Source organism: Methylobacterium sp. Leaf123, from assembly GCF_001423405.1.
Classification (GTDB): domain Bacteria; phylum Pseudomonadota; class Alphaproteobacteria; order Rhizobiales; family Beijerinckiaceae; genus Methylobacterium.
The window spans coordinates 286,904-308,610 of record NZ_LMNS01000038.1; the positions used below are offsets into that span (position 1 = coordinate 286,904).

At 69.0% G+C, this 21,707-nt stretch carries 21 protein-coding genes; 16 read left to right on the forward strand and 5 right to left on the reverse strand.

Translation table 11 applies throughout. The features are described from left to right. Nucleotides 1–31 precede the first annotated feature (31 nt). The 5 genes from ASF53_RS20935 (at nucleotide 32) to ASF53_RS20955 (ending at nucleotide 3,406) form a co-directional block, all read left to right on the forward strand. Entirely contained in the window at nucleotides 32–880 is an 849-nt protein-coding gene (locus ASF53_RS20935; protein WP_056203890.1) for a metallophosphoesterase, read from the forward strand. A 93-nt stretch (nucleotides 881–973) separates the two neighbouring features. After that, nucleotides 974–1,195 (forward strand): hypothetical protein, encoded by a 222-nt coding sequence (locus ASF53_RS20940; protein WP_056203239.1) that lies wholly within the window; start codon nucleotides 974–976, stop codon nucleotides 1,193–1,195. A 125-nt stretch (nucleotides 1,196–1,320) separates the two neighbouring features. Then, the gene (locus ASF53_RS20945) at nucleotides 1,321–2,463 is read left to right on the forward strand and encodes a dienelactone hydrolase family protein (RefSeq protein WP_056203242.1); all 1,143 of its coding nucleotides are present in this window, start codon (nucleotides 1,321–1,323) and stop codon (nucleotides 2,461–2,463) included. Between the two features lie 50 nt (nucleotides 2,464–2,513). Next, nucleotides 2,514–3,125 (forward strand): glutathione S-transferase, encoded by a 612-nt coding sequence (locus ASF53_RS20950; protein ID WP_056203244.1) that lies wholly within the window; start codon nucleotides 2,514–2,516, stop codon nucleotides 3,123–3,125. 68 nt (nucleotides 3,126–3,193) lie between these two features. Beyond that, the gene (locus ASF53_RS20955; protein WP_056203247.1) at nucleotides 3,194–3,406 is read left to right on the forward strand and encodes a hypothetical protein; all 213 of its coding nucleotides are present in this window, start codon (nucleotides 3,194–3,196) and stop codon (nucleotides 3,404–3,406) included. A gap of 211 nt (nucleotides 3,407–3,617) precedes the next feature. Here ASF53_RS20955 and ASF53_RS20960 read toward each other — a convergent pair whose 3' ends face one another. Next, a complete protein-coding gene (locus ASF53_RS20960) occupies nucleotides 3,618–4,811 on the reverse strand; it encodes a hypothetical protein (RefSeq protein WP_056203252.1) in 1,194 nt (397 codons plus the stop codon). A gap of 211 nt (nucleotides 4,812–5,022) precedes the next feature. On the opposite strand from ASF53_RS20960, the gene ASF53_RS20965 reads away from it, so the two are divergent. From ASF53_RS20965 to ASF53_RS20990, 6 genes are all read left to right on the forward strand, one after another. Further along, nucleotides 5,023–6,156: an HpnL family protein gene (locus ASF53_RS20965; RefSeq protein ID WP_056203255.1), complete on the forward strand. Its 1,134-nt coding sequence runs from the start codon at nucleotides 5,023–5,025 to the stop codon at nucleotides 6,154–6,156. After that, on the forward strand, nucleotides 6,147–6,770 hold the full coding sequence (locus tag ASF53_RS20970) for an MlaC/ttg2D family ABC transporter substrate-binding protein (RefSeq protein ID WP_056203258.1): 624 nt from the start codon (nucleotides 6,147–6,149) through the stop codon (nucleotides 6,768–6,770). The genes ASF53_RS20965 and ASF53_RS20970 overlap by 10 nt, the downstream gene beginning before the upstream one ends. A 182-nt stretch (nucleotides 6,771–6,952) precedes the next feature. After that, entirely contained in the window at nucleotides 6,953–8,149 is a 1,197-nt protein-coding gene (gene hpnI, locus ASF53_RS20975; protein WP_056203262.1) for a bacteriohopanetetrol glucosamine biosynthesis glycosyltransferase HpnI, read from the forward strand. Between the two features lie 57 nt (nucleotides 8,150–8,206). Then, on the forward strand, nucleotides 8,207–9,631 hold the full coding sequence (gene hpnJ / locus ASF53_RS20980; protein WP_003601712.1) for a hopanoid biosynthesis associated radical SAM protein HpnJ: 1,425 nt from the start codon (nucleotides 8,207–8,209) through the stop codon (nucleotides 9,629–9,631). Nucleotides 9,632–9,757: 126 nt separating this feature from the next. Then, nucleotides 9,758–10,600 (forward strand): hopanoid biosynthesis-associated protein HpnK, encoded by an 843-nt coding sequence (hpnK, locus tag ASF53_RS20985; RefSeq protein WP_056203266.1) that lies wholly within the window; start codon nucleotides 9,758–9,760, stop codon nucleotides 10,598–10,600. 326 nt (nucleotides 10,601–10,926) lie between these two features. Beyond that, the gene (locus tag ASF53_RS20990) at nucleotides 10,927–11,430 is read left to right on the forward strand and encodes a hypothetical protein (protein ID WP_056203267.1); all 504 of its coding nucleotides are present in this window, start codon (nucleotides 10,927–10,929) and stop codon (nucleotides 11,428–11,430) included. A 134-nt stretch (nucleotides 11,431–11,564) separates the two neighbouring features. Here the strand turns inward: ASF53_RS20990 and ASF53_RS20995 are convergent, their stop codons facing one another. Next, nucleotides 11,565–14,213, reverse strand: coding sequence for an MMPL family transporter (locus tag ASF53_RS20995; protein ID WP_056203271.1), 2,649 nt, complete (start codon nucleotides 14,211–14,213; stop codon nucleotides 11,565–11,567). Nucleotides 14,214–14,946: 733 nt separating this feature from the next. On the opposite strand from ASF53_RS20995, the gene hpnH reads away from it, so the two are divergent. After that, nucleotides 14,947–16,110 (forward strand): adenosyl-hopene transferase HpnH, encoded by a 1,164-nt coding sequence (gene hpnH / locus ASF53_RS21000; protein ID WP_056203274.1) that lies wholly within the window; start codon nucleotides 14,947–14,949, stop codon nucleotides 16,108–16,110. Between the two features lie 186 nt (nucleotides 16,111–16,296). Here hpnH and ASF53_RS21005 read toward each other — a convergent pair whose 3' ends face one another. Both ASF53_RS21005 and ASF53_RS21010 read right to left on the reverse strand, forming a co-directional pair. After that, nucleotides 16,297–16,989: a phosphorylase gene (locus ASF53_RS21005; protein ID WP_056203277.1), complete on the reverse strand. Its 693-nt coding sequence runs from the start codon at nucleotides 16,987–16,989 to the stop codon at nucleotides 16,297–16,299. Then, nucleotides 16,971–18,110, reverse strand: a complete 1,140-nt coding sequence (locus ASF53_RS21010; RefSeq protein ID WP_056203280.1) for a polysaccharide biosynthesis/export family protein — start codon at nucleotides 18,108–18,110, stop codon at nucleotides 16,971–16,973. The genes ASF53_RS21005 and ASF53_RS21010 overlap by 19 nt, the downstream gene beginning before the upstream one ends. Before the next feature lie 303 nt (nucleotides 18,111–18,413). Here ASF53_RS21010 and ASF53_RS21015 point away from each other — a divergent pair, with 303 nt between their 5' ends. The 4 genes from ASF53_RS21015 to rpmF all read left to right on the forward strand — a co-directional run bounded on the left by ASF53_RS21015 (nucleotide 18,414) and on the right by rpmF (nucleotide 21,240). Continuing rightward, entirely contained in the window at nucleotides 18,414–18,956 is a 543-nt protein-coding gene (locus tag ASF53_RS21015) for a gluconokinase (RefSeq protein ID WP_056203283.1), read from the forward strand. A gap of 8 nt (nucleotides 18,957–18,964) precedes the next feature. Beyond that, a complete protein-coding gene (locus ASF53_RS21020; RefSeq protein ID WP_056203285.1) occupies nucleotides 18,965–19,768 on the forward strand; it encodes a Cof-type HAD-IIB family hydrolase in 804 nt (267 codons plus the stop codon). A 244-nt stretch (nucleotides 19,769–20,012) separates the two neighbouring features. Continuing rightward, nucleotides 20,013–20,894, forward strand: coding sequence for a transglycosylase SLT domain-containing protein (locus ASF53_RS21025; RefSeq protein ID WP_056203288.1), 882 nt, complete (start codon nucleotides 20,013–20,015; stop codon nucleotides 20,892–20,894). Nucleotides 20,895–21,051: 157 nt separating this feature from the next. Continuing rightward, nucleotides 21,052–21,240, forward strand: a complete 189-nt coding sequence (rpmF, locus tag ASF53_RS21030) for a 50S ribosomal protein L32 (protein ID WP_003601373.1) — start codon at nucleotides 21,052–21,054, stop codon at nucleotides 21,238–21,240. A gap of 79 nt (nucleotides 21,241–21,319) precedes the next feature. Here rpmF and ASF53_RS21035 read toward each other — a convergent pair whose 3' ends face one another. Then, on the reverse strand, nucleotides 21,320–21,568 hold the full coding sequence (locus tag ASF53_RS21035; protein WP_056203293.1) for a hypothetical protein: 249 nt from the start codon (nucleotides 21,566–21,568) through the stop codon (nucleotides 21,320–21,322). Nucleotides 21,569–21,707 lie beyond the last annotated feature (139 nt).

Below are 21,707 nucleotides of genomic sequence, written 5' to 3' on the forward strand. Positions count from 1 at the left end.
TTCCGACTTCTCTCTCGAACCGACGGACGCCGTGCTGCGCCTCTTTCCCCTCTCCGACCTGCATCTCGAACGCCGCCGCCCGGAGATGATCCCGCCGCCCGCGGGTGCCTTCGACGTGCTCGTCTGCGCCGGCGACCTGCACGAGGGCCAGCCCGAGGCCGGGCTCGCCACGGTGCTGGCGCTGGCGGGCGGGCGGCCGGTGGTGCTGGTGCCGGGCAACCACGAGCATTACGCGCCGACCGGCGACCCACGCACCGCGCCCGAACTCCTCGCCGCCCTCGAACGCGAAGTCGCCCGGCTGAACGGGCTCGGCAGCCGCATCCACCTGCTCCAGGACGGGCAGGCGGCGGTGATCGGCGGGGTGCGCTTCGTCGGCACCACGCTCTGGAGCGACTGGTCGCTCGCCGGGCGTTGGCTCACCGCCGACACGCCCGACCGGCCCGACGACCCGGTCGCCTATGCGGCGGCGCGGATGACCGATCCCGTCACCGGATCGCGGGAATATCGCGGCGCGATCCGCCGGGCAGACCGCGAGCCGTGGTCGCCCGCCGACGCGATGGAGGCCCATCTGCGCGAGCGGGCGGCTTTCCTCGAAACGCTGGCCCAACCGCATCCGGGCCCGACGGTGGCCGTCACGCATCACCCGCCGAGCCCGCTGGCCGCCGACGCGTTCCGCGACAGCCCCGGCGTGCCGTGGTGGGTGCCGGCCTTCTACGCCACCACGATCCTCGACGACCTGCCCGACGCGGACCGTCCCGATCTCTGGATCTCCGGCCATTTCCATGCCGGGCACGATCTGCGGATCGGGCGCACCCGCTGGCTCGCCAACCCGGTGGAGGGAAAGACGTTTCGCAACGATCTCATCGTCGCAGTGGGATAGCGTTCCGATGGGCGAAACCCGACGCCGGCTTCGTGCGTAAGGCTCCGGCTCGCCACATGCGGCAAAAGCCAACAAAAAAGCGGGAGATTCGCCATGAACGCCTTCATCGCCGTCGTGCTCGTCTGCGCCAACGGCATCCCGCAGCAGGATTGCACCGACGCGCGGGCGAGCGAGGTGCGCAAGGTCCGGGTCGCGAACGAACTCGGCTGCACCAACGGCTGGCAGGAGATCATCGCCCGCACCGATCTGCGCGACGAGGTCGGCAAGACGAGCTACCTCAAGACCGAGTGCCGCCGGGTGAAGGAACGCGAATAGCGCGGACCGTTGCCCCTCCGGCGTCGCCTCCGCGCCGGAATCTGCTATTCAGGCGCGGTCGAGCCCTGACATTTCACATGAGCGGAGGGGATCGGCACAGTGTTTCGCCGATCGTCGAGAGATTGATGCGCCCGAACTCCGGACTTGCCGCCCTGCGTTGGCCCGCCCTGGGCATGCTGGCCGCCCTGTCCGTGGCCGGGCCGGTCCTCGCCGCCGCGCCCCCGGCCCAGCCGACGGAGGGGCCGGGCGGCGTCGGCGACAAGGCCGCCACCATCACCAAACGCGCGGTCGGCAAGGCGAGCGCGGCGACCTACGCCTTCTACAAGGCGGGCCCCGCACCCGAGGGCGGGCGGCCGGTGGCGGTGTTCCTGCACGCCTGGGGTGCGCCGAACCCGCAGGCTTACGGCGCCTGGATCGACCACCTCGCCCGCCATGGCTGGCTCGTACTGTTTCCCCGCTTCCAGGAGGTGAACCGCACCCGGCCCTCCGACGCGCCGGCCATCGCCGCGCGCCTGCTCAAGGCGGCGCTGGCGGATCTTGCAGGCGACGCCGATGCGAAGCCGGACACCGGCCGCCTCGCCCTGATCGGGCATCTGGCGGGCGCCCCGCTCGCCGCTCATCTCGCGGCCCAAGCCACGCAGGACGGCCTGCCCGCGCCGAAGCTCGTCTACGTCGTGATGCCCGGCGGCATCGCTCGGGATGCCAAGTCCCGCGGCGTCCCGCTCGGCGAGCTCGACGGCATGTCGCCCCAGACCCTGCTGGTGACGGTGATCGGCGACCGCGACGCCCGCGCCGCCGACGCCGCCGCCCGGCGCATCCTGCGCGACGCCCATTCCGTGCCGCCGGAGCGCAAGCTGCTCGTGCGGGCACTCTCCGACGACCACGGCTTCCCGGCGCTGACCGCGACGCTCGCCTCGCCCGCCGGGCTCGACGCGGCCTATGATGGCGGCGCGATCAAGCTGCCGCCCGACCCGCCCGGAGAGAAGCCGCCGCCCTTCCGCTGGTCGGCCGACATGTCGCTCTCGGGCGAGCAGACCACGCTCGTCTCGCAGATCAACAACGCCCGCGCCGACAGCCTCGATTACCTCGCCTTCTGGCGCACCTTCGACATGGCGGCGGCCGCCGCCTTCGCCGGCAAGGACGCCCAGAGCCTGAAGAACGACCCCGCTTTCAGCGACATGCGCCGCTGGGGCGACGGCTGGCCGGTCAAGCGCCTCGGCGTCGAGACGCCGAAGGTGCCGACGACGCCCGCGGCCGTGCAGCGCTGACCGCTCGTTTTTCGCCTCGACCCGAAACCTCAAAGGATGCCGACAAGCCGATGAAGCTGTTCCACTCGCACAGCTCGCCCTTCGTGCGGAAGGTGATGGTGGTCGCCCACGAACTCGGCCTCGCCGAGCGACTGGAGCTGCTGCCGAGCGCCGTCCACCCGGTCAAGCGCGACCGCTCGGTGCTGGCGCAGCATCCGCTGGCCCAGGTGCCGACCTTGATCCTCGATAACGGCGAGGGCCTCGCCGACAGCCGGGTGATCGGCGAGTATCTCGACGCGCTCGGCGGTGGCCGGCTGTTCCCGGCCGGGGGCGACGCGCGCTGGCGGGCGCTCAACGAGCAATCCACCGCCGACGGCGTGCTCGATGCCGCCCTGCTGATCCGCTACGAGCTGACCGCGCGCCCCGAATCCGAGCGCTCGGCCGCCTGGATCGAGGGGCAGACCGCCAAGATCGAGAGCGCGCTGGCGTGGTTCGAGGAGCAGGCGGAGGCTTTGGGCGATCGCGTCGATATCGGCACCATCGCGCTCGCCTGCGCGCTCGGCTACCTCGACCTGCGCTTCTCGGACATCGCTTGGCGCGACGACGCGCCCCGGCTCGCCGCGTGGTTCGCGCGCTTCGAGGAGCGGCCTTCCATGATCGCGACGCGCCCACCCGCCGCGTAGCCTCTCCGAGGTCTTCCGGCTGGCTCGGCCCTTGCTACGCTTGGGCCGTCCCTGCCGGGAGGCCCACCATGCCTGACTTCGTCGCCGCCTCGCTCGCCTTCGCCGTCTTCTGCCTCGCGATCATCGCGCTCAATGCGCTGACCCGCCTCGCGCTTCAGACCCCGTTCGCGCCGGACGGGCTCGCCGAGAACGGCTTTCTCCAATACGGCGGCGCGCTGGCGCTCGCCGGGACGACCTACCGACGGGCGACGCGTCTGCCCGGACGCTATGTCGGCGGGTAAAAGCGTTTCGGCCGAAAGGCTTATCCTGAAACGCTACGCGTCTGGATCACATCGCTGACGGGAGAGATGCTCCGCACCGTCATCGCGAGCGCAGCCCCAGGCGATCCGGAAGCACGACAATCACCGAAACGAAAAGAGCCTGCCGCGAGGCATTCGCGACAGGCTCCGGATCGATAACGTGCCCCGCCCGCTTCCGGGCAGGTCCGTTTTTCTAGAAGTACGACTTCAGCACGCCGCGGCGGCGCACGTCGAGCGTGGCGCAGTGGAACGAGCCGCCGAACGGGCCGTAGGACAGGAACGGCGCCGGGATCGGGTCGAAGCCCCAATCCTTCAGGGCCTTGATCAGGGTCGGCTGGCTCTGATCGACGACGATCTTCTTCTCGTCGATGGCGAGCACGTTGATCGAGGTCCAGGGCGAGCACATCGAGATCTTGCTCATGAAGCCCTCGACCGGGTCGGGGCGCGGGGCGATCAGCACGTCCCACTTCTTGAGCACCGCCGGGAGCTTCTCGACGTCGATATAGTCGGGGTTGACCAGCACCTTGCCGGGCGCCAGCGGCATGAACGACGAATCGATGTGCATCGGCTGCGGGCAGCGGCTCTCGATCTCGTGAATGCGGAAGCCGGGGCCGAGATGGCGGCGCAGCCACTCGATGCCCATCAGGTTCGTCACGTTCGAGCGGGTCACGAACAGGTCGCGGCCGCAGCGCACGAAGTCGGCGGCGTCGAAGACCGGCTCGAACTCGTTGACCGTGAACTGCATCGGTTCGCCGGCCTTCAGGTTCGGCACCCGATAATCGTAGTTGTAGAGGTCGTCGGTGAGCTGAGGACGCGGCGCGGAGGTCCAGCGCGCGCCGGCCCGGAAGTATTCTTTGAACAGCGAGCGGTAGGCATCGCCCTCGAAGTAGCGCGAGCGCCAGCACATCGGGCTCTCGATGATCTCGTCACCGATCACGAGATACGGGTCGCGCGGACAGGCGACGCAGAAGCCGCGCGAGGTCCAGCGCGGCGCCTTGAACTTCTTCGAGAAGTCGATGCTGTCCGGACGGCGGATCTTCACGCCTTCGCCGGCCAGGATCGAGATGAAGTTGTCCAGCTCCTGCTGAGCCAGCTTCTTCATGAATTTCGGATACCGGAACCCGCTGGCGAAGCGGTAGAACGGCTGGGCCGCCCGCGGCAGGTTGAAGATCACGGTGAGGTGGTGGGTCGGGATCGTGGCGCCATCGAGCGAGCCGACGATCACCTCTTCCAGCGGATCCCACTCGTTCCAGGCCATCACCGGGCTGCGGGTGGCGGGAGACTGTCCGCCCCGCTCGTTACGGCCCTCGTAGCCCTGCGAAAAACCCGTCGACGAGGCGTCGTCGACCAAGGCGGAATCCGCCGTGATCTGCGGCTCGCGATCCATTTGAGGCTCCCTAGAAGCGGCATCTCGCGACAATCGTCGCCAGCGTCCACCGCGGGTGCCGCTTTGCTCCCCGGTGTGTCAATCGGGTGATAGACAGGGCAGATCAAAGCTGCAACCTGCCGGAACGCTTCCCACCACCGGCTAAGCTTCGATGGTCGCTTCGGGTGGGATTTCGACAACACAAGCCTTCGCCGATGATCGAAAGAGGCTGATGAAGCGTCTCACAACACTGGCATCGATCGTTGGACTGGGCACGGCGCTCGCGCTGTTCCTGTCTTCCGGCGTGTCCGATGTCACCGCCGCGGTCGTCAGCGCGGGTTGGGGGACGCTCGCCGTCGTGCTCGCCCGCTTCCTGGCGGTCGCCTGGGCGGGCCTCGGCTGGCACGCGGTGTTCCCCCGCGGCGCCGGGCCGAGCCTGCGCGACTGCATCTCGCTGCGCTTCGTGCGCGAGGGCATCAATACGCTTCTGCCGGTGGCGCAGGTCGGCGGCGACTTCATCGGCGCGCGCCTGCTCACCCGCACCGGCACGCCCGGCGGCATGGCCGGCGCCAGCATGTTCGTCGATCTGATGACCCAGGCGGTCACGCAGCTCGTCTTCACCATCGCCGGGCTTCTCCTGCTGATGCAGATCACCGGCGACGGGCCGATGGTCCGCACCGTCGCGGGCGGCGTGCTGGTCGCCATCCCGGCGCTGGCCGCCTTCTACGTCATCCAACGCCGCAGCGGTCACCGCCTGATCGAGGCGGCGCTGAGCCGCTTCGCCGCCGGCCGCGAGTGGCGCGCGCTCGGCGCGATCGACGTGCTCTATCAGAACCTGCGCCGCCTCTACGGCAACCGCGCCCGCGTCGGCGCGGCGCTGCTGATCCACCTCGTCGGCTGGGTCGCCGGCACCGTCGAGGTGTGGGTCGCCCTCAACGCGATGGGCTATTCCATCAGCTTCCTTGATGCCCTGGTGATCGAGAGCCTCGCCCAGGCCGTGCGCGGCGCCGCCTTCGTCGTGCCCGGCGCCATCGGTGCGCAGGAGGGCGGCCTGATCGCGCTCGGTGCGCTGTTCGGCATCCCGCCGGAGGCCGCGCTCGCCCTGTCGCTGGTCAAGCGCGTCGCCGACCTCGCCGTCGGCCTGCCGAGCCTCGCCCTGTGGAACCTCATGGAGCGCAACGGCGCGGGGCCTGCCGAAACCGACGGCACCGAGACGGTGCGCGAGGGCCTCGGAGCGATCCGGGCCCGGCTCGGCCACCGCTCGGCCGATGCCCCGCTCGCCCCGGCCTACGGCTTCTCCGCCGCCCGGAACCCCGCCCCCCTTTCCTCCGACAACGAAGCTGGAGCGCTCCAGAAGTGCGCCTGAACCGCCGCAGCCTCCTTGCCGCCGCCGTGGCGATGCTCGCCCTCACGGCGACACCGCACCCCGTCCGGGCCGCCGACGATCCGGCCGTGGCGCCGATCCAGCGCCTCTACGCCAAGTTCGAAGAGGCGCTGAAGAACGGCGCGGGCGATCTCAAGAGCCGGCTGGCGATCGTCGGCGAGACCCTGGCCGAGACCTTCGACACGCCCGCCATGGTGCGCACCGCCGTTGGCCCGAAATGGAAGACGTTCAAGCCCGAGCAGCAGGACGCGCTGACCGAGACCTTCAGCAAGTACTTCGTCACGCTCTACGCCAACCGCCTCTCGCAGGCGGCGGGCGGCAAGTTCCAGATCGAGCCGAAGAGCGAGGAGCGCGGGCCCAACCGCGTCGTCTCGACCCGCGTCTCGAACAAGGACGGCGACGATTCGGAAGTCGATTACGTCGTCAATGCCGGCAACAAGGTGCAGGACGTGCTGCTCAACGGCAATGTCAGCGAGGTCGCCTCGATGCGGGCGAGCTTCGCCGACCCGCTCAAGGGTGGTGCCGACAGCCTGCTGAAATTTATGCGCGAACGCACCGATGGGATGCTCGCCGCCAAAGTCTCGCCCAGAGAATAGGGCCAGAGACGAGGGATTGAGAAACACGCCGCCGGGCCGAACCCCCATCGATTCGGCCGGAACGAGATCACCGACAAGGCCTGGAGCCGACCGCGACCCGTTTGGGGCGGCGTCCAGGCCTCACCGTCTTCAGACCGCCGCCCGCGGCCCCGCCCCAAGACAGCAGCGAGCAACGCCGCGCCATGGATCTGAACGAGCTGCCGGCCTGGATCGCATCCGTGCTTCTGCTGATGGCCCTTGCCGGTTGCGTCTATGCCCTGCTCGCGGCGTGGCTCGTCGATCGTTTCGCCGCGCGCTCCTCGCCCGCGCTCGCGGCCGATGCACCGCGCCCCGGCGTGACGATCCTCAAGCCGCTCTGCGGCTTGGAGCCGGACCTGTTCGAGAACCTCGAAAGCTTCTGCCGTCAGGATTATGCCGGCCCGGTGCAGGTCGTGTTCGGCGTCCAGAGCGCCTCCGACCCGGCGATCGCCGTGGTGCAACGCCTGCGCGAAGCCCATCCCGCCTTAAGCCTCGACCTCGTGGTGGATGCGAGCCAGCACGGCTCGAACCGCAAGGTCTCCAACCTCATCAACATGTCGGAGCGGATCGCCCACGCCGTCGTGGTGCTGGCCGACAGCGACATGTCGGTGAAGCCCGACTATCTCGAGCGCGTCGTCGCCGCCCTGTCGCAGCCGGGTGTGGCCGGCGTGACCTGCCTCTATCACGGCGTGCCGGGCGACCGGGGGATGTGCGCCCAGCTCGCGGCCCTCGCCATCGACGTGCAGTTCGTGCCCAACGTCATCCTCGGCACCACCTTCGATCTCGCCCGGCCCTGCTTCGGCTCGACCATCGCGATGACGGCCGAATCGCTGGCCCGCATCGGCGGCTTCCGCGCCTTCAAGGACGATCTGGCCGACGATTACGCGATCGGCGAAGCCCTGCGCGCCGAGGGCGGCACGGTGGCGATTCCGGCCCTCACCATCGGGCACGCCTGCGTCGATACCGAGCTGTCCGGCCTGTGGCGGCACGAGCTGCGCTGGAACCGCACCATCCGCAACGTCGATCCGAAGGGTTATGCCGGCTCGGTCGTGACCCACGCCTTCCCGCTGGCGCTGCTCGCCGCGCTGATGCCTGGTGCCGGCTCCGGCGCGCTCGCGGTCGCCGCCCTGGCGCTCACCTGCCGCATCCTGCTGTGCCTGCGCATCGAGCGGGCCTTCGGGCTTGCCCCCCACGCCTACTGGCTGTTGCCGATTCGTGACATGCTCTCCTTCATCAACTTCACCTGGAGCTTCGTCTCGGGTGCGGTGACATGGAAAGGTCACGATTACCGTGTGGTTGCGGACGGTACGCTGATTCCGGAGCACGGCCTCGGTCGCGAGTCGCGCGCGACTTCGGTCTAAGCTTCAAACCATTCGCCCTTTACAAATCAACGCTCGAGCCTTGAGGCCTTGAACCCCATGCGCACGCTCTTCCTGCAGGCCCCCACCTTCGACGGCTTCGATGGCGGCGCCGGCTCGCGCTACCAGGCCAAGCGCGAGATCAAGTCGTTCTGGTACCCGACCTGGCTGGCCCAGCCGGCGGCTCTGGTGCCGAACTCGAAGCTGATCGACGCGCCGCCGCACAACATCAAGCTCGAAGAGATCGTGGCTCAGGCCAACGACTTCGACCTCGTGGTGCTCCACACCTCGGTCCCGTCCTTCAAGTCCGACGTGAAGACCGTCGAGGCGCTCAAGGCCGCCAACCCGCGGCTGATCGCCGGCCTGATCGGCGCCAAGGTGGCGGTGGATGCCGCCGGCTCCATGGCCCAGGCCCCCTGCATCGATTTCTGCGCCCGCAACGAGTTCGACTTCACCGTCAAGGAAGTCGCCGACGGCGTGCCGATGTCGGAGATCAAGGGTCTGTCCTATCGTGATGCCAACGGCGTCGTGGTCCATAACGAGGACCGCGAGATCATGACGGATATGGACCAGCTTCCCTTCGTCACGAGCGTGTACAAGCGCGATCTCGAGATGGAGAAGTATTTCATCGGATACCTCAAGCACCCCTACATCTCGTTCTATTCCGGCCGTGGCTGCAAGAGCCGCTGCACCTTCTGCCTCTGGCCGCAGACCGTGGGCGGGCATACCTACCGCACCCGTTCGGTCGCGCACGTCATCGAAGAGATCAAGTATTGCCTGAAGGAATTCCCTCAGACGAAGGAGTTCTTCTTCGACGACGACACCTTCACCGATAACCTCCCGCGCGCCGAAGAGATCGCCCGCGAGCTGGGCAAACTCGGCGTGACGTGGTCGTGCAACGCCAAGGCCAACGTGCCCTACGAGACCCTGAAGGTTCTCAAGGATAACGGCCTGCGCCTGCTGCTCGTCGGCTACGAGTCCGGCAACCAGCAGATCCTGAACAACATCAAGAAGGGCATGCGCGTCGAAGTCGCGGAGAAGTTCACCAAGAACTGCCACGAACTCGGCATCGCCATCCACGGCACCTTCATCGTCGGCCTGCCGGGCGAGACGAAGGAGACGATCCAGGAGACGATCGCCTTCGCCAAGCGCATCAACCCGCACACGATCCAGGTCTCGCTGGCCGCGCCCTATCCGGGCACCTTCCTCTACAAGCAGGCGGTGGAGAACGGCTGGCTCGACGTCGAGAACGCCGAACTCGTGGACGAGAACGGCGTGCAGATCGCGCCGCTGCACTACCCGCACCTGTCGCACTCGGAGATCTTCTCCGCGGTCGAGGAGTTCTACCGGAAGTTCTACTTCCGCGCCCCGAAGATCGCCTCGATCGTCAACGAGATGGTCCGCTCGCCCGAAATGATGAAGCGCCGCCTGCGCGAGGGCGTCGAGTTCTGGCACTTCCTCCGGGACCGCAAGGCCGCCGCGTAACGCTAGGCGCCACGCCATCAAAACAGGAAAGGCCGGGCACCCGCCCGGCCTTTCTTGCTTCCAGGGCTCGGCCCTGGACCCGCGAGAGGGCTCGTCCTCTCGACACCCCGTGACGAGAGAATTCCCGTGAAGCGACTGGTCGTCACCGCCGACGATTTCGGCCTCAGCCGTGAGGTCAACGAGGCCGTCGAGCAGGCCCATCGCGACGGCATCCTCACTGCGGCAAGCCTGATGGTGTCGGCGCCCGGCGCCGCCGACGCCATCGCCCGTGCGCGGCGGACGCCGTCCCTGCGAGTCGGGCTGCATCTCGTGCTGGTCGAGGCGTGGCCGACCCTGCCGCCCGCAGAGCTTCCCGATCTGACGGACGGGCAGGGGCTGATGCGGCGCGACATGGAGCGCCTCGGACTCGACCTCGCCCTGAAGGCGAGCGCCCGGCGGCAGCTCGCCGCTGAGATCCGGGCGCAGTTCGAGGCGTTCCGCGCGACCTGTCTGCCGCTCGATCACGTCAACGCGCACAAGCACTTCCACATCCACCCGCTCATCGCCGGAATGGTGCTGCGGATCGGCTGTGATTACGGGATGCGGGCGCTGCGGGTGCCACGCGAGCCGCGCGATCTGCTGCGGCGCGCCGAGCCCGGTTTCCAGCCCAAACCCGCCCTCGATACGGCGCCCTGGGCGGCCCTTCTCGCCGTGCGCGCCCGGCAGGCGGGCCTGCTGATCCCGACCCGGACGCTCGGCCTCGCATGGTCCGGCGCGATGACCCCGGAGCGCGTCACCGCCCTGCTGCGCCACCTGCCGGACGGCCTCACCGAACTCTACACCCACCCGGCAACCGCAGGCGGCTTCCCCGGCGAGGCTCCGGGCTACCTTTATGCCACCGAGCGGGACGCGCTGATCGCGCCGCAGGCGCGGGAGGCTGTCGAGCAGGGCGGAGCGATTCTGGGCGGCTTCTCGGATTTCCTGCCCTAGGAGTCCGCGCGAAGGGAGCGCCGATCTCACAGCGTGCAGGAGCCCGCATCCCCCCCATCGAGCGATCAGGCGATCGGATCAGCGTCAGGGGCAGCCGTTGAGCGCAGCCTGCCGGTTCACTGAGGCTGGCTCAGGCGCAATGGTGCCCCAACGCTGATCGAAATCAACGCCGGTCTATAGGTTGAAGGGCATCCTCCGAGGCGAGGCCTGAAGACTACCCGGAAACGTCCAAGCGGAGCAGGGGATCTGAGGCCGCCTCGATAGGGCCCGAACCGCGAGGAAGGGCCCCGCGCAGACTGCTTCAAAGCCGAGAGGAACGCGGATCCATGAGACGACGCGCCGCCCTCGTTTCCCTTGCCGTCGCAGCGGGCTTGGCGGGCACAGCCGCCTCGGCTGCCGGGCTGGATTGCGGCGCACCGTCGGCGCCGCACCCGGAGGCCGACGCCGTCCTGACCCAGGCGATCGTCTCGCCGCAACCTGAGACGAATGCCGGCACGGCGCTCGCATCCGCCATACAGCGGCTCAAGAGCCAGGGCGTGTCGCGCGCGATCATCGTCGATCGCGCCATCGCCGCCTACTGCCCGCTCGTCGCCCGGGATGAAAGCCTGACGCTCGACCGCCAACGCGAGGCGGTCCGGCGCTTCGCCTCGGCGCTGACGAGCCTCGTCTACGATCCCCCCGGCCCGAACGAGGGCGAGACCGCGTTCATCCTGAGCCTGCCGGTGAAGCCGGCCCTGTCGCTCCAGATCGATGCCGCAGCCGCCAAAGCGGGCAAGACCCGCGAGGCCTGGATCCTGGAGGCGATCCAGGCCCGGTTGGCGGGCGACTGATACGGTTTCCGCTTGATCAAAGCGGGAACCGTATCGGTCAGCCCGCGCGGCGCTTGAGCGAAGCCCAAATCCGCCATCCCGAAGGGATCAAACGGATTTGGTATGACTCCGAACCGCCAACCGGACGGATCCGGCTACTTCACCGTCGCGTGCTCGCGGGCGACCGTGCCCGGCGTGCGGCCGGCTTCCTTGCCCTCGGGGCGATCCGCATCCGGCTGCTTCGGCGGCGGCCCGAGGAAGGCCGGGACCACGAAGAAGGCCGCGATCAGCGTGAAGAACAGCGATAGCGCGAGCAGCTCGCCCATGCTGGCGGTGCCGGGATGGCTCGACAGCATCAGCGAACCGAAGGCCGTGCCGGTGGTCAGCGCCGAGAAGAAGATCGCCCGCGTCAGGCTGGAGGCCAGCATGTCGACGACGCCGGCGCGCCACGCGATCACGTAGTAGATGTGGAAGGCCACCCCCACCGCCAGCATCAGCGGCAGGGCGATGATGTTGGCAAAGTTCAGCGGCATGCCGATGACCTTGAGCGCCATCAGCGTCCACAGCGTCGCCAGCACCAGCGGCCCGAGCGTCATCGCCACGTCCCAGGGTTTGCGCAGCGCGACCGAGAGCAGGATGAAGATCAGCGCGAGCGCCGTCAGACCCGCCTGCACGAAGGCACCGAGGATGGTGTAGCTCGACTCGGTCGTGGCGATCGGCGCGCCCGTGGCGTGGGGATCGACCGTCTGCACCTCCTTGGCGAAGCGGCGCAGCACCTCGTCGTCGTTCGAGTCGCCCTTCGGGTGGACCTCAATGCGGGCGCGGCCGTCGCTCGTCACCCACTCGGCCTTCAGGGGCTTGGGCAGGTTGTCGAGGGTGATCTTCTTCGGATCGAGCAACCCGGACAGGCGGCTCATCAGCGTCTTGAGATCGGTGGTCAGCGCGACGCTGGCGGCCTCGCGCTTCTCCGCCGGGGCGGCGGCGAGGGTGTCGAGGGTGCCCGAGAGGCGGTCCGCCGCCTTGGCGCCGGCCGAATCGCCGCTCGCGATGGTCTTCAGCGCCGCGGCCGTGTCCTTGAGCGCCTTGACGTTCTCCGCATCCGTCGGCGGCGCCGGCTTGCGCGCCGGGTTGAGGGCCGGGCCGAGGAGCTGCGCCGTCTCTTGGATCGTGGCGAGCTTCTGGTCCTGGTCGCGGGGCACGAAGGTGTCGATCGAGATCACCTTGGCGACCGCGTCGAGCCCTTCCAGACGCTTCGACAGCGCCGGGACCGCATCGACATTCGGCGCCAGCACGTCGATCGAGTTCGGGCTGGTGGCCGGGTCCTTGATCAGGTCGAGATAGGTCGCGATCGACTCCACCTTCGGGCTGCGAAGGTGCATCGGGTTGGAATCGAAGGGCAGCTTCAACAGCAGCGGGATACCGGCGAGGGTGATCAGGCCGACGAAGATCAGCACCCACTTGCGATGCTCGATGATCCAGTGATCGACGCCCGCCATCCACGTCGTCTCGACCGCCCGCTTCTCGCCGCGCGGGTTGAACACCGCGATCAGGGCCGGGAGCAGGGTGAGCGAGAACAGGTAGGCCACGATCATGCCGACGCCGGCAATGAGGCCGAGTTCGGACACGCCGCGGAACTGCGTGGGCAGGAAGGCGAAGAAGCCGGCGAGCAGCGAGACCGCTGCGAGCGTCAGCGACCAGCCGACGCCGCGTGCCGCCCCCCGCAGCGCCGCATCGACGCTGCCGAGTTCGTAGCGGTCGGCCCGGTAGCGCACGGCGAACTGGATGCCGAAATCGATGCCGAGCCCCACGAACAGGGCGGCGAAGGCCACCGAGATCGGGTTCAGCTCGCCCACCATGATGAGGCCGAGGGCGGCCGTCACGACGAGACCCGCGAAGGTCGTGATCAGAACCGAGATGACGAGCGGGCCGGAGCGCAGCGCCAGCCACAGGAACAGGACGATGGCGGCGGTCGTCAGCGAGTAGTTGAGGAAAGCGTCGTCGGCGAGCGTCGCGAACTCGTCGTCGGCCACGGCCACCGGCCCGGTCAGGCGGATGCGCAGGCCGTGCGCCGCGTCGATGTTCTGCTCGGCGGCCAAGCGCCGGATCAGCTTGGTCGCCTCGCGACCCGGCTCCAGCGCGTTGTAGTCGAGCACCGGCTGGATCATCACGAACTTGCGGGTGTCCGTGGTCTCGCTGCGCCCGCCCGCGAGCAGGGTCTGCCACGACATCCGGGCGCGCTGCCCGTCGAGGGTCTTGCGCAGGGTCCCGTCGATCTGCTCCATCGGCTGGGCGAGGTCTTCGAGCTTGGCGTCGCCGCTCTTCACGCCCTTCACGCCGAGGGAGAGCACCCGCATCACGCCGCGCAGCGACGGGTCGGCCGCCAGCGGCCCGAGAAGGCCCTGCTGCTCGATCAGGCGCTGGGTGGTCTTCTCCAGCTCCTCCTGCGACATCAGCAGGAGGCCGTTGCGGTCGAAGAACGGGCCGCCATCGGGCCGGTACACCGTCTCGATCTCGGAGCGGTGCGCCTTGAGCGCTTCGGCAAAGCGTGCGGCGGCTTCCTCGGCGATCTCCGGCGTCTCGCCGTCGATCACCGCGGCCACGAGATTCGTGCGCTGCGGGAACGCCTTCTCGAAGGCGATCTCGTCCTTGCGCCAGGAGACACTCGGCTCGATCAGCCGCTCGACATCGGTATTGATGCGGAACAGGTGGGCGGCCGCGCCTGCGCCCGCGACCGTAAGGAGCGCCGCAGCCACCAGTACCAGCCAGCGGCGCCTGACGGAAAACGCGACGAGACGTTCGATCACGTAAAACCCTGTCTGCCTAACGATCCGACCTGTCCCCTCGTGACGACGGGCCGGGACGCTTGGGTCCCGTCCTCCCCGCGACACAGGACGCGGCGTCCTCAGCAGGCGGCGACGCGCCGAATCGATCCTCGTCTTGGCTCGCGGGCCGTGACCCTCGCGAGCGAGAAGCCGGGAGGGGCGCCGACGGCCGGCGACCCCTTTCCGTCGAGCACGGACCGCGCGAAGAGCTTGATAAAACTCCAGCCGATCATTCGTGTCGTTGGCGCGCTACCTACTTGTCCCGGCGGGGGAATGCAACGCGGCCCGGCAAACCGGTCCGATCCAGCGGCGGCGGTGCGATTGCGCACTGCAACCGGATTGCGCGACGATATCGCTTCGCACAAGCATTCTGGACGATGTCGGCTTCATGACGGGCGCGCGGACGCCGCACGAGAAATCGTGAACGTGTTTCGCACCCTTTCGCCCCCAACGGCTTGTCCGTGCAGAGGAACGGTCAAAAATCTGCCGCAGAATGCGGAAATCAGACGATCATTCCCGTTCTGGATCGCGCGGCCACGGGCTTCGTCCCCGAAGCCGGAGGCCGGCTGCGAGACCGGCACGACACACTCTCTCGAAATCGCGCTCACCGCGCGCCCTCTCGGAACAGTTCCAGCCTAATGCGCTGGAACTCCTGTCCTTCTCACGCTAAGCAGCCCGGCTAAGTCCGGAACCCGCGCATCTAAGGAGCCGCGTCTTGGGAATCCCCATACGGTACGTCGCGAAGATCGGCGGTTACATCCTCAAGCAGCACATCACGGGACGGAAGCGCTACCCGCTCGTCATGATGATGGAGCCGCTGTTCCGCTGCAATCTCGCTTGCGCCGGCTGCGGGAAGATCGATTACCCCGACGAGATCCTGAACAAGCGCCTCCCGGTGGACGAGGCGCTCGAATCCGTGCGCGAGTGCGGTGCACCGGTGGTCGTGATCGCCGGCGGCGAGCCGCTTCTCCACAAGGATCTACCGCAGATCGTGCAGGGCATCATCGCGCAGAAGAAGTTCGCGATCGTCTGCACCAACGCGCTGCTCCTTGAGAAGAAGATCAAGGACTACAAGCCGAGCCCCTACTTCACGTGGTCGATCCATCTCGACGGTGACAAGGAGATGCACGACGGCTCGGTCTGCCAGCGCGGCGTCTACGACAAGGCGGTGGCGGCGATCGCGAAGGCCAAGGAGATGGGCTTCCGCGTCACCATCAACTGCACCTTCTTCAACAATTCCTCGCCGGACAAGATCGCCGACTTCTTCGATTCGGTGACCCGCATGGGCATCGACGGCATCACCGTCTCGCCCGGCTACGCCTACGAGCGCGCACCGGACCAGAAGCACTTCCTCAACCGCAAGGCGACCAAGGATCTGTTCCGCGGCGTGTTCCGGCACGGCAAGGAGAAGGGCCGCGAGAAGTGGACCTTCCAGCAGTCGGGCCTGTTCCTCGACTTCCTGGCCGGCAACCAGACCTACCATTGCACCCCGTGGGGCAACCCGACCCGCACCGTGTTCGGCTGGCAGAAGCCCTGCTACCTGCTCGGCGAGGGCTACGCGGCGACCTTCAAGGAGCTGATGGAAGAGACCGACTGGGACGCCTACGGCACCGGCAACTACGAGAAGTGCGCCGACTGCATGGTCCACTCGGGCTATGAGGCCTCCTCGGTGGTCGATTCGGTCAAGAAGCCGTGGAAGCCGCTGATCCATGCGATCCGCGGCATCAAGACGGAAGGCGACATGGCCCCCGAGATCAACCTCGAGAACCAGCGCCCGGCCGAGTTCGTGTTCTCCCGCAACGTCGCCCAGAAGCTGTCCGAGATCAAAGCCTCGGGCGTCGACACCAAGCAGGAAGCCCGCAAGCGCACTGCCGCCTGAGCGACGCGCTTCTCCGCTTCTCATGAAAGACCCGCGCGGCACCGGCCGCGCGGGTCTTTTCGTTTGGGGCGTCGCGCTGGAAAGCGAGCGCGCCACGGCCATGCTGAGGGCTGAGCGCCCCTCGCGGAACGCCCGCTGCGGCCGTCACGGCAGAGGGGAGGCGACCGCGAACCTCGCAAGGCGGCCTTACAGCAGGCCGAGCCCCGGCCCGAGCCGGGCGCGGCAACGGGCGAGCGCCGCGAAGGCCGCCGAGGAATCGCGGCCAAGCCGAATCAGCTCACCGATCCGGGCGCGGCCGCGCAGCAGCGCGCCGAGCACCGCCCGGATGTCCGGCTCACCCTCCGGCGTCAGAGCCGAGGCCGCGAAGGCGGGCAGGGCGCGTCCTGCGGGGTCGCAGACCACCCGGATCGCCGCAAAGGGGAGGGCGTGGCGGGCGGCGTAGGCGGCGGCCACATGCGATTCCATATCGACGGCCAGGGCGCCGGTGCGCGCATGCAAAGCCGCCTTGTCAGCAACGGTCATGACCGCGACCGCGGAGCCGACGAGGCCGCCCGCGACGACGCGATCCGGCGCATCGGTCAGGCGCTCGGACAGGCGGCGGGCAAGCTCGGGATCGGCGGGGAAGCACTGGTCCGCGTCGAGATGCGTGCCGATGACGACGTCGCCCGGCCGCAGGGCGGGGTCGAGCCCCCCGGCGATTCCAAAGCTGACCACCGCACGCAGATCACCGGGAGACCGGCGGTCGAGCGCAGCCCGCAACCGCTCGGGATTGCCGCCGGCCTGGATCGTCTCGACGCCCGGCCCGGCGGCGATGCGGGCCTCGCGGGCCAATCCCGCGACCGCGAGGATTGCTCCACCCGTCACCGCGTCGGACACCACCGGGTCCTGGATAACACGCTCAGCACCTTGCCGAGCTCGGCGAACGGCGAACTCGACACGTAGACGAGGTCGCGGTTCCGCATGCGGAAGCTCTGGGTCAGGAACATGCCTTGCGCGTCGCGCAGGTTCACCCGATACACCACCGGCACCTGCGGCGAGGACAGCAGCGGCGAGTTCGGCCGCAGCCGCCGCACCACCGCCGCCGGCTCGTAGCGGAAGATGAACACGCCCGCCGGATCGGCCTGGATCTCGCGCAGGCCCGAGGCGCGCGCCAGCGCCTGCGACAGCGTCAGCCCATCGGCCGTGAACGGCACCTCGGTGGTGTTGCCGAGGGCACCCACCGCCAGGAAGGTCTGCGGATCGCGCACGAGGGTCAGCGTATCGTTCGGCCGCACGAAGATGTTCTCGCGCGGGTTGGCGACCACGGTCGTCATCGGAACGGTGACGGTGCGGTTGCCGCGCGAGAGCCGCACGAAGGTCTCGGAGACCGGGGTGCGCACGCCGCCGGCCTGGGCGATGACGTCGAGCAGGCGGTCGCCGCGGCCCGAGAGCGGCACGCGCATGCCCGTAGCCGCCTCACCGGTGACGGTGACGGATTGCGAGACCGGCTTGGTGACGGAGACGAGCACCTGCGGCTGGATCGCCTTGCCGGCGAGTTCGGTCTCGATCAGCGCCTGGACGTCCTGAGTGCGGCGTCCGACGACCTTGATGCGGCCGGCATAGGGAACGGTGATGCCGCCATCGGGTCCGACCACCTGTTCGGGAATCAGCGCGGACTTGGAGCCGGCCGAGAAGCGGTCGGAAACGAGCGGGCCGGAGAACAGGCCGCCGGAGCCGGCTTCCCAGACCTGAACCGCCACGTAGTCGCCGACGCCGATCACCGGTTCGAGCGCCGGGCGGCTGTCGCCGAAGGTGACGAGAAGGCTGTCGAGGGGGCGGGTGCGCAGGGCCTCGACGAGGGCCGGGGTGATGTCGATGATTTCGTAGCGGGCGAACAGACCTTCGGCGGTGGCGACGTCGGCGCCGCTCTCGATCGCCGAGGTGGTCGGCCCCGCGGCCGGCAGGATGGAGCACCCCGACACCGCCGTAGCGGTGAGGAGAGCGATGGCTAGAGCGCGCATTCAGGCCGCCTGACGGTTTTTCTCATCGGGGTGGGTAGCCGAAACCGGCCAAGCTGTCCGTGGCGAGGCCGCCACACCGGGCGGGCGAGCACCGAACCGGGCCGCCTTTCCCCGTAGCCCACACCTCTCCCGCCCTCATCGCAGGCGTGGCTCCATCGAATCGACGGCAGGAGGGGAAGGGGCGAAGGATGGTCCCGGCGCCGAACTCCGCTACCTGTCTGCCTCCGGCCAAGCCGGCGCCGCCCGATCCGCGACGGGGCCGGGCGTCCGGCGCAGGCCCACATCGCTCCTTCAAGGCGTTGGATGACCGTTCCCCGATCCTCCGCCCCGACCGTCCTTGTGGTGATGGGCGTCTCGGGCTCCGGCAAGAGCACGGTGGCCGCGCTGCTGGCCGAGCGGCTCGGCTGGACCTTCGCCGACGGCGACGATTTCCACACGCCCGACAGCATCGCCCGGATGCATGACGGGCTCCCGCTCGACGACGCGGCGCGTCAGCCCTGGCTCGGCCGCATCCGCGCCTGGATCGACGCGCGAATCGCGGCCGGAGAGAACGCCGTCGTCGCCTGCTCGGCCCTCAAGCAGGCCTACCGCCGGGCGTTGATCAGCGATCCCCGGCGGGTGCGCATCGTCTTCCTCGAAGGGAGCCGGGCGGTCATCCAGGACCGGATCCGGGCACGGCACGGCCATTTCATGCCGGCTTCGCTCCTCGACAGCCAGTTCGCCGCCCTCGAACCGCCTGGCCCGGAGGAAGATCCGATCACCGTCGGCATCGAGGAGGGGCCCGATGCCATCGTCGCGGCGGTCGCCACCCGTCTCGGCATCCCCGCGGGCGATATCTGCGGATAGGAGAGAGCATGGCCATCGCCCTCGTCGTCTCCGACGTCGACGGAACGCTCGTCACCGACGACAAGCGGCTCACGCCGGCTGCGATCGCGGCGGTGCGGCGGCTCGGCTCCGCCGGGATCGGCTTCACCCTGGCTTCCAGCCGCCCGCCGGCCGGCCTGCGCCACCTCGCCGAGGCGCTCGATCTGCGGCTGCCCCTGGGCGCCTTCAACGGCAGCACCGTCTGTACGCCCGATCTCCGGCCGATCTCGGAGCGGTTGATCCCCGAATCGGTCGCCCGCGAGGCGGCCGCGCGCTTCCTTGCGGCCGAGATCGACCTCTGGGTGTTCGCGGACGGCGCCTGGAACCTGCGCGACGACCAAGCGCCCTATACCGACCTCGAGCGCCGCACCTTGCAGACGGCGCCCCGCGTCGTTCCGGACCTGTCACCCCTGCTCGGCCGGGCGGCCAAGATCGTCGGCGTGAGCCGCGACCATGCCGGGCTGGCGCGGCTGGAAGAGGCGCTCGCGGCGGAACTGGATGGGCGGGCCGCCGTGCATTGCTCGCAGCCCTACTATCTCGACGTGACACCGCCCGGCATCGACAAGGGCAGCTTCGTCGCCGACCTCGGCCGCCAGCTCGGCATCCCGCGGCAGCGAATCGCCACGCTGGGCGATGCGGCCAACGACATCGCCCTGTTCCGGGAAAGCGGATTGTCGATCGCCATGGGCAACGCCGCCCCCGCGGTCCAACAGGCGGCCTCCGCGGTGACCTCCGGCAACAACGAGAACGGTTTCGCCCGCGCGATCAATCGGTTCGTGTTCGGGGATACCTGAAACCGGCGCCCGCGGCCGGGCGAACGACTGTGCCTCTTCGGCGACAGGGCCGGCGCCGCGGGTCTCGGCATCCTCAGGGATTTGCCCGGACTCCACGTTCCCGCCTCATTTGGCCCCGACCCAGGACAGACAAACTGAGCCGTAACGAGTGACCCTCGCCCGGCTTCCGCGGCACTCGCTCCCTCGAGGGGGAGCGCCGGCCAACGGGAGACGGAGCGAGGCACCGAAAACGACCGGGTCCCCCATGCGTCTTGTCCTCGCCGCCCTTCTTGCCGCCGCTCCGGCGTCGGCCTTCGCCCAGGAGGCGGCACGGGACAACATCGATGCGCTGATCGCCGAACAGGCCCGGGCCAACAAGGTGCCCGAGGCGTTCGTCCATCGCGTGGTCAAGCGGGAGAGCAACTACAACGCCCGCGCCAAGGGCGGCTCGGCGCTGGGCCTGATGCAGATCAAGCACGCCACCGCCCGCGGCCTCGGCTACACTGGCGACGCGGCCGGGCTCTACAATCCCGAGATCAACCTGAAATACGGCATCGCCTATCTCGCCGGCGCCTACCGCGCCGCCAAGGGCGATCTGGAACAGGCCTACCGCTACTACAACCGCGGCTATTACTACGCCGCCAAGCGCCTCGGCATCGACGCCACCCCGCCCGACGCCGAAAGCGCGACGACCGTCGCCTCGGCTACGTCCCCCGCCAATGCGAATGCCCGGTCCGCCAACGGCTTCGACGGTATGTTCGCCCTGCGCGGCAACGCGCCCGCCGCGGGCGCCCAGCAGGCGCTGGCCTACGCTGCGCCGGGCCCCGGCCCGACCGACGCCGTCGAGGTGCCGCTGCCGCCGCGCCGGCCGACCGCTCTCTCCGCCGAGTCCTTACAGGTCGCGAGCCTCGCGCAGCCCGCCGCTCCGCAGCCGCAGGCCTCGATCCAACCGCAAGCCGCGATCGCGCAAGCTGCCGCGGCGCAGGCAATGGCCGCCGTGGACGCCGTCGAGGTGCCGCTGCCGCCGCGTCGTCCCTCTGAGACCGTGCTCGCGGCGCTCCCGCGGCCGGCACTCGCCATCGCGGCGCGCAAACCCGCCGAGCCCGCCCCGATCCGGGAGGCTTCGGCCGCTCCCGTCACACCTTGAGGCGATGGTCTGTCCATAGAGAAACCGGCACTCTAGCCAGTCGCCGTTCCTGCGGTTATACAGCCCGCCTCGAATCTCCGTTACGCAACGCGGTGCCATCGGCGATCCTCAGACATGAGGATGCCTTGGGCGCCCTTTTTGCCTGAGGTACACTCCCATGGCCGTCCCGAAGCGAAAGACCTCCCCCTCCCGCCGCGGCATGCGCCGCTCCGCCGACGCCCTCAAGGCCCCGACCTATGTCGAGGACAAGGACTCGGGTGAGCTGCGCCGTCCGCACCATATCGACCTGAAGACCGGCATGTATCGCGGCCGTCAGGTGCTGAAGGTGAAGTCCGCCGAGGCGTAAGGCGACCGCCCGAGCGCCGACCGCCCGTCTCGGGCCGCGGCGCAACGGGTGCCCTGTCAGCGATGCGAAGAACCGGCCGTCAGGCCCGTTTTGCGAAGGCCGCATTCCGCGCGTAGAGCGCGGTTGCGGCCTTCGTGCGTTCCAGGCGCGCGGGACGCAAGGCGGGATCGGCGCTGACGATCAGTTGGGTCAGAAAACTCGCCATCGGGCGGCGGCCCCGGATGCGGGGACCGGTGCAGGTGCTCGCTTCGGCCACGAGTGCGCGCGAGGACATGTCCGGGCGGGCGTCATGGTCCTGATCGGCACAATCGGTCTCGAAACGGTCCATTCGCGTCACGCCTCCGGCCTCGCACGCATTCTCGTGCAAGGCCGGGGCCGACGTTAACCGGATCTTAACGATCTGTCTCGCGCCACCGTGCGCGAAAGAGCGCGCAGATTCGCACTCTCTCCCGCATCGTCCGACCGGA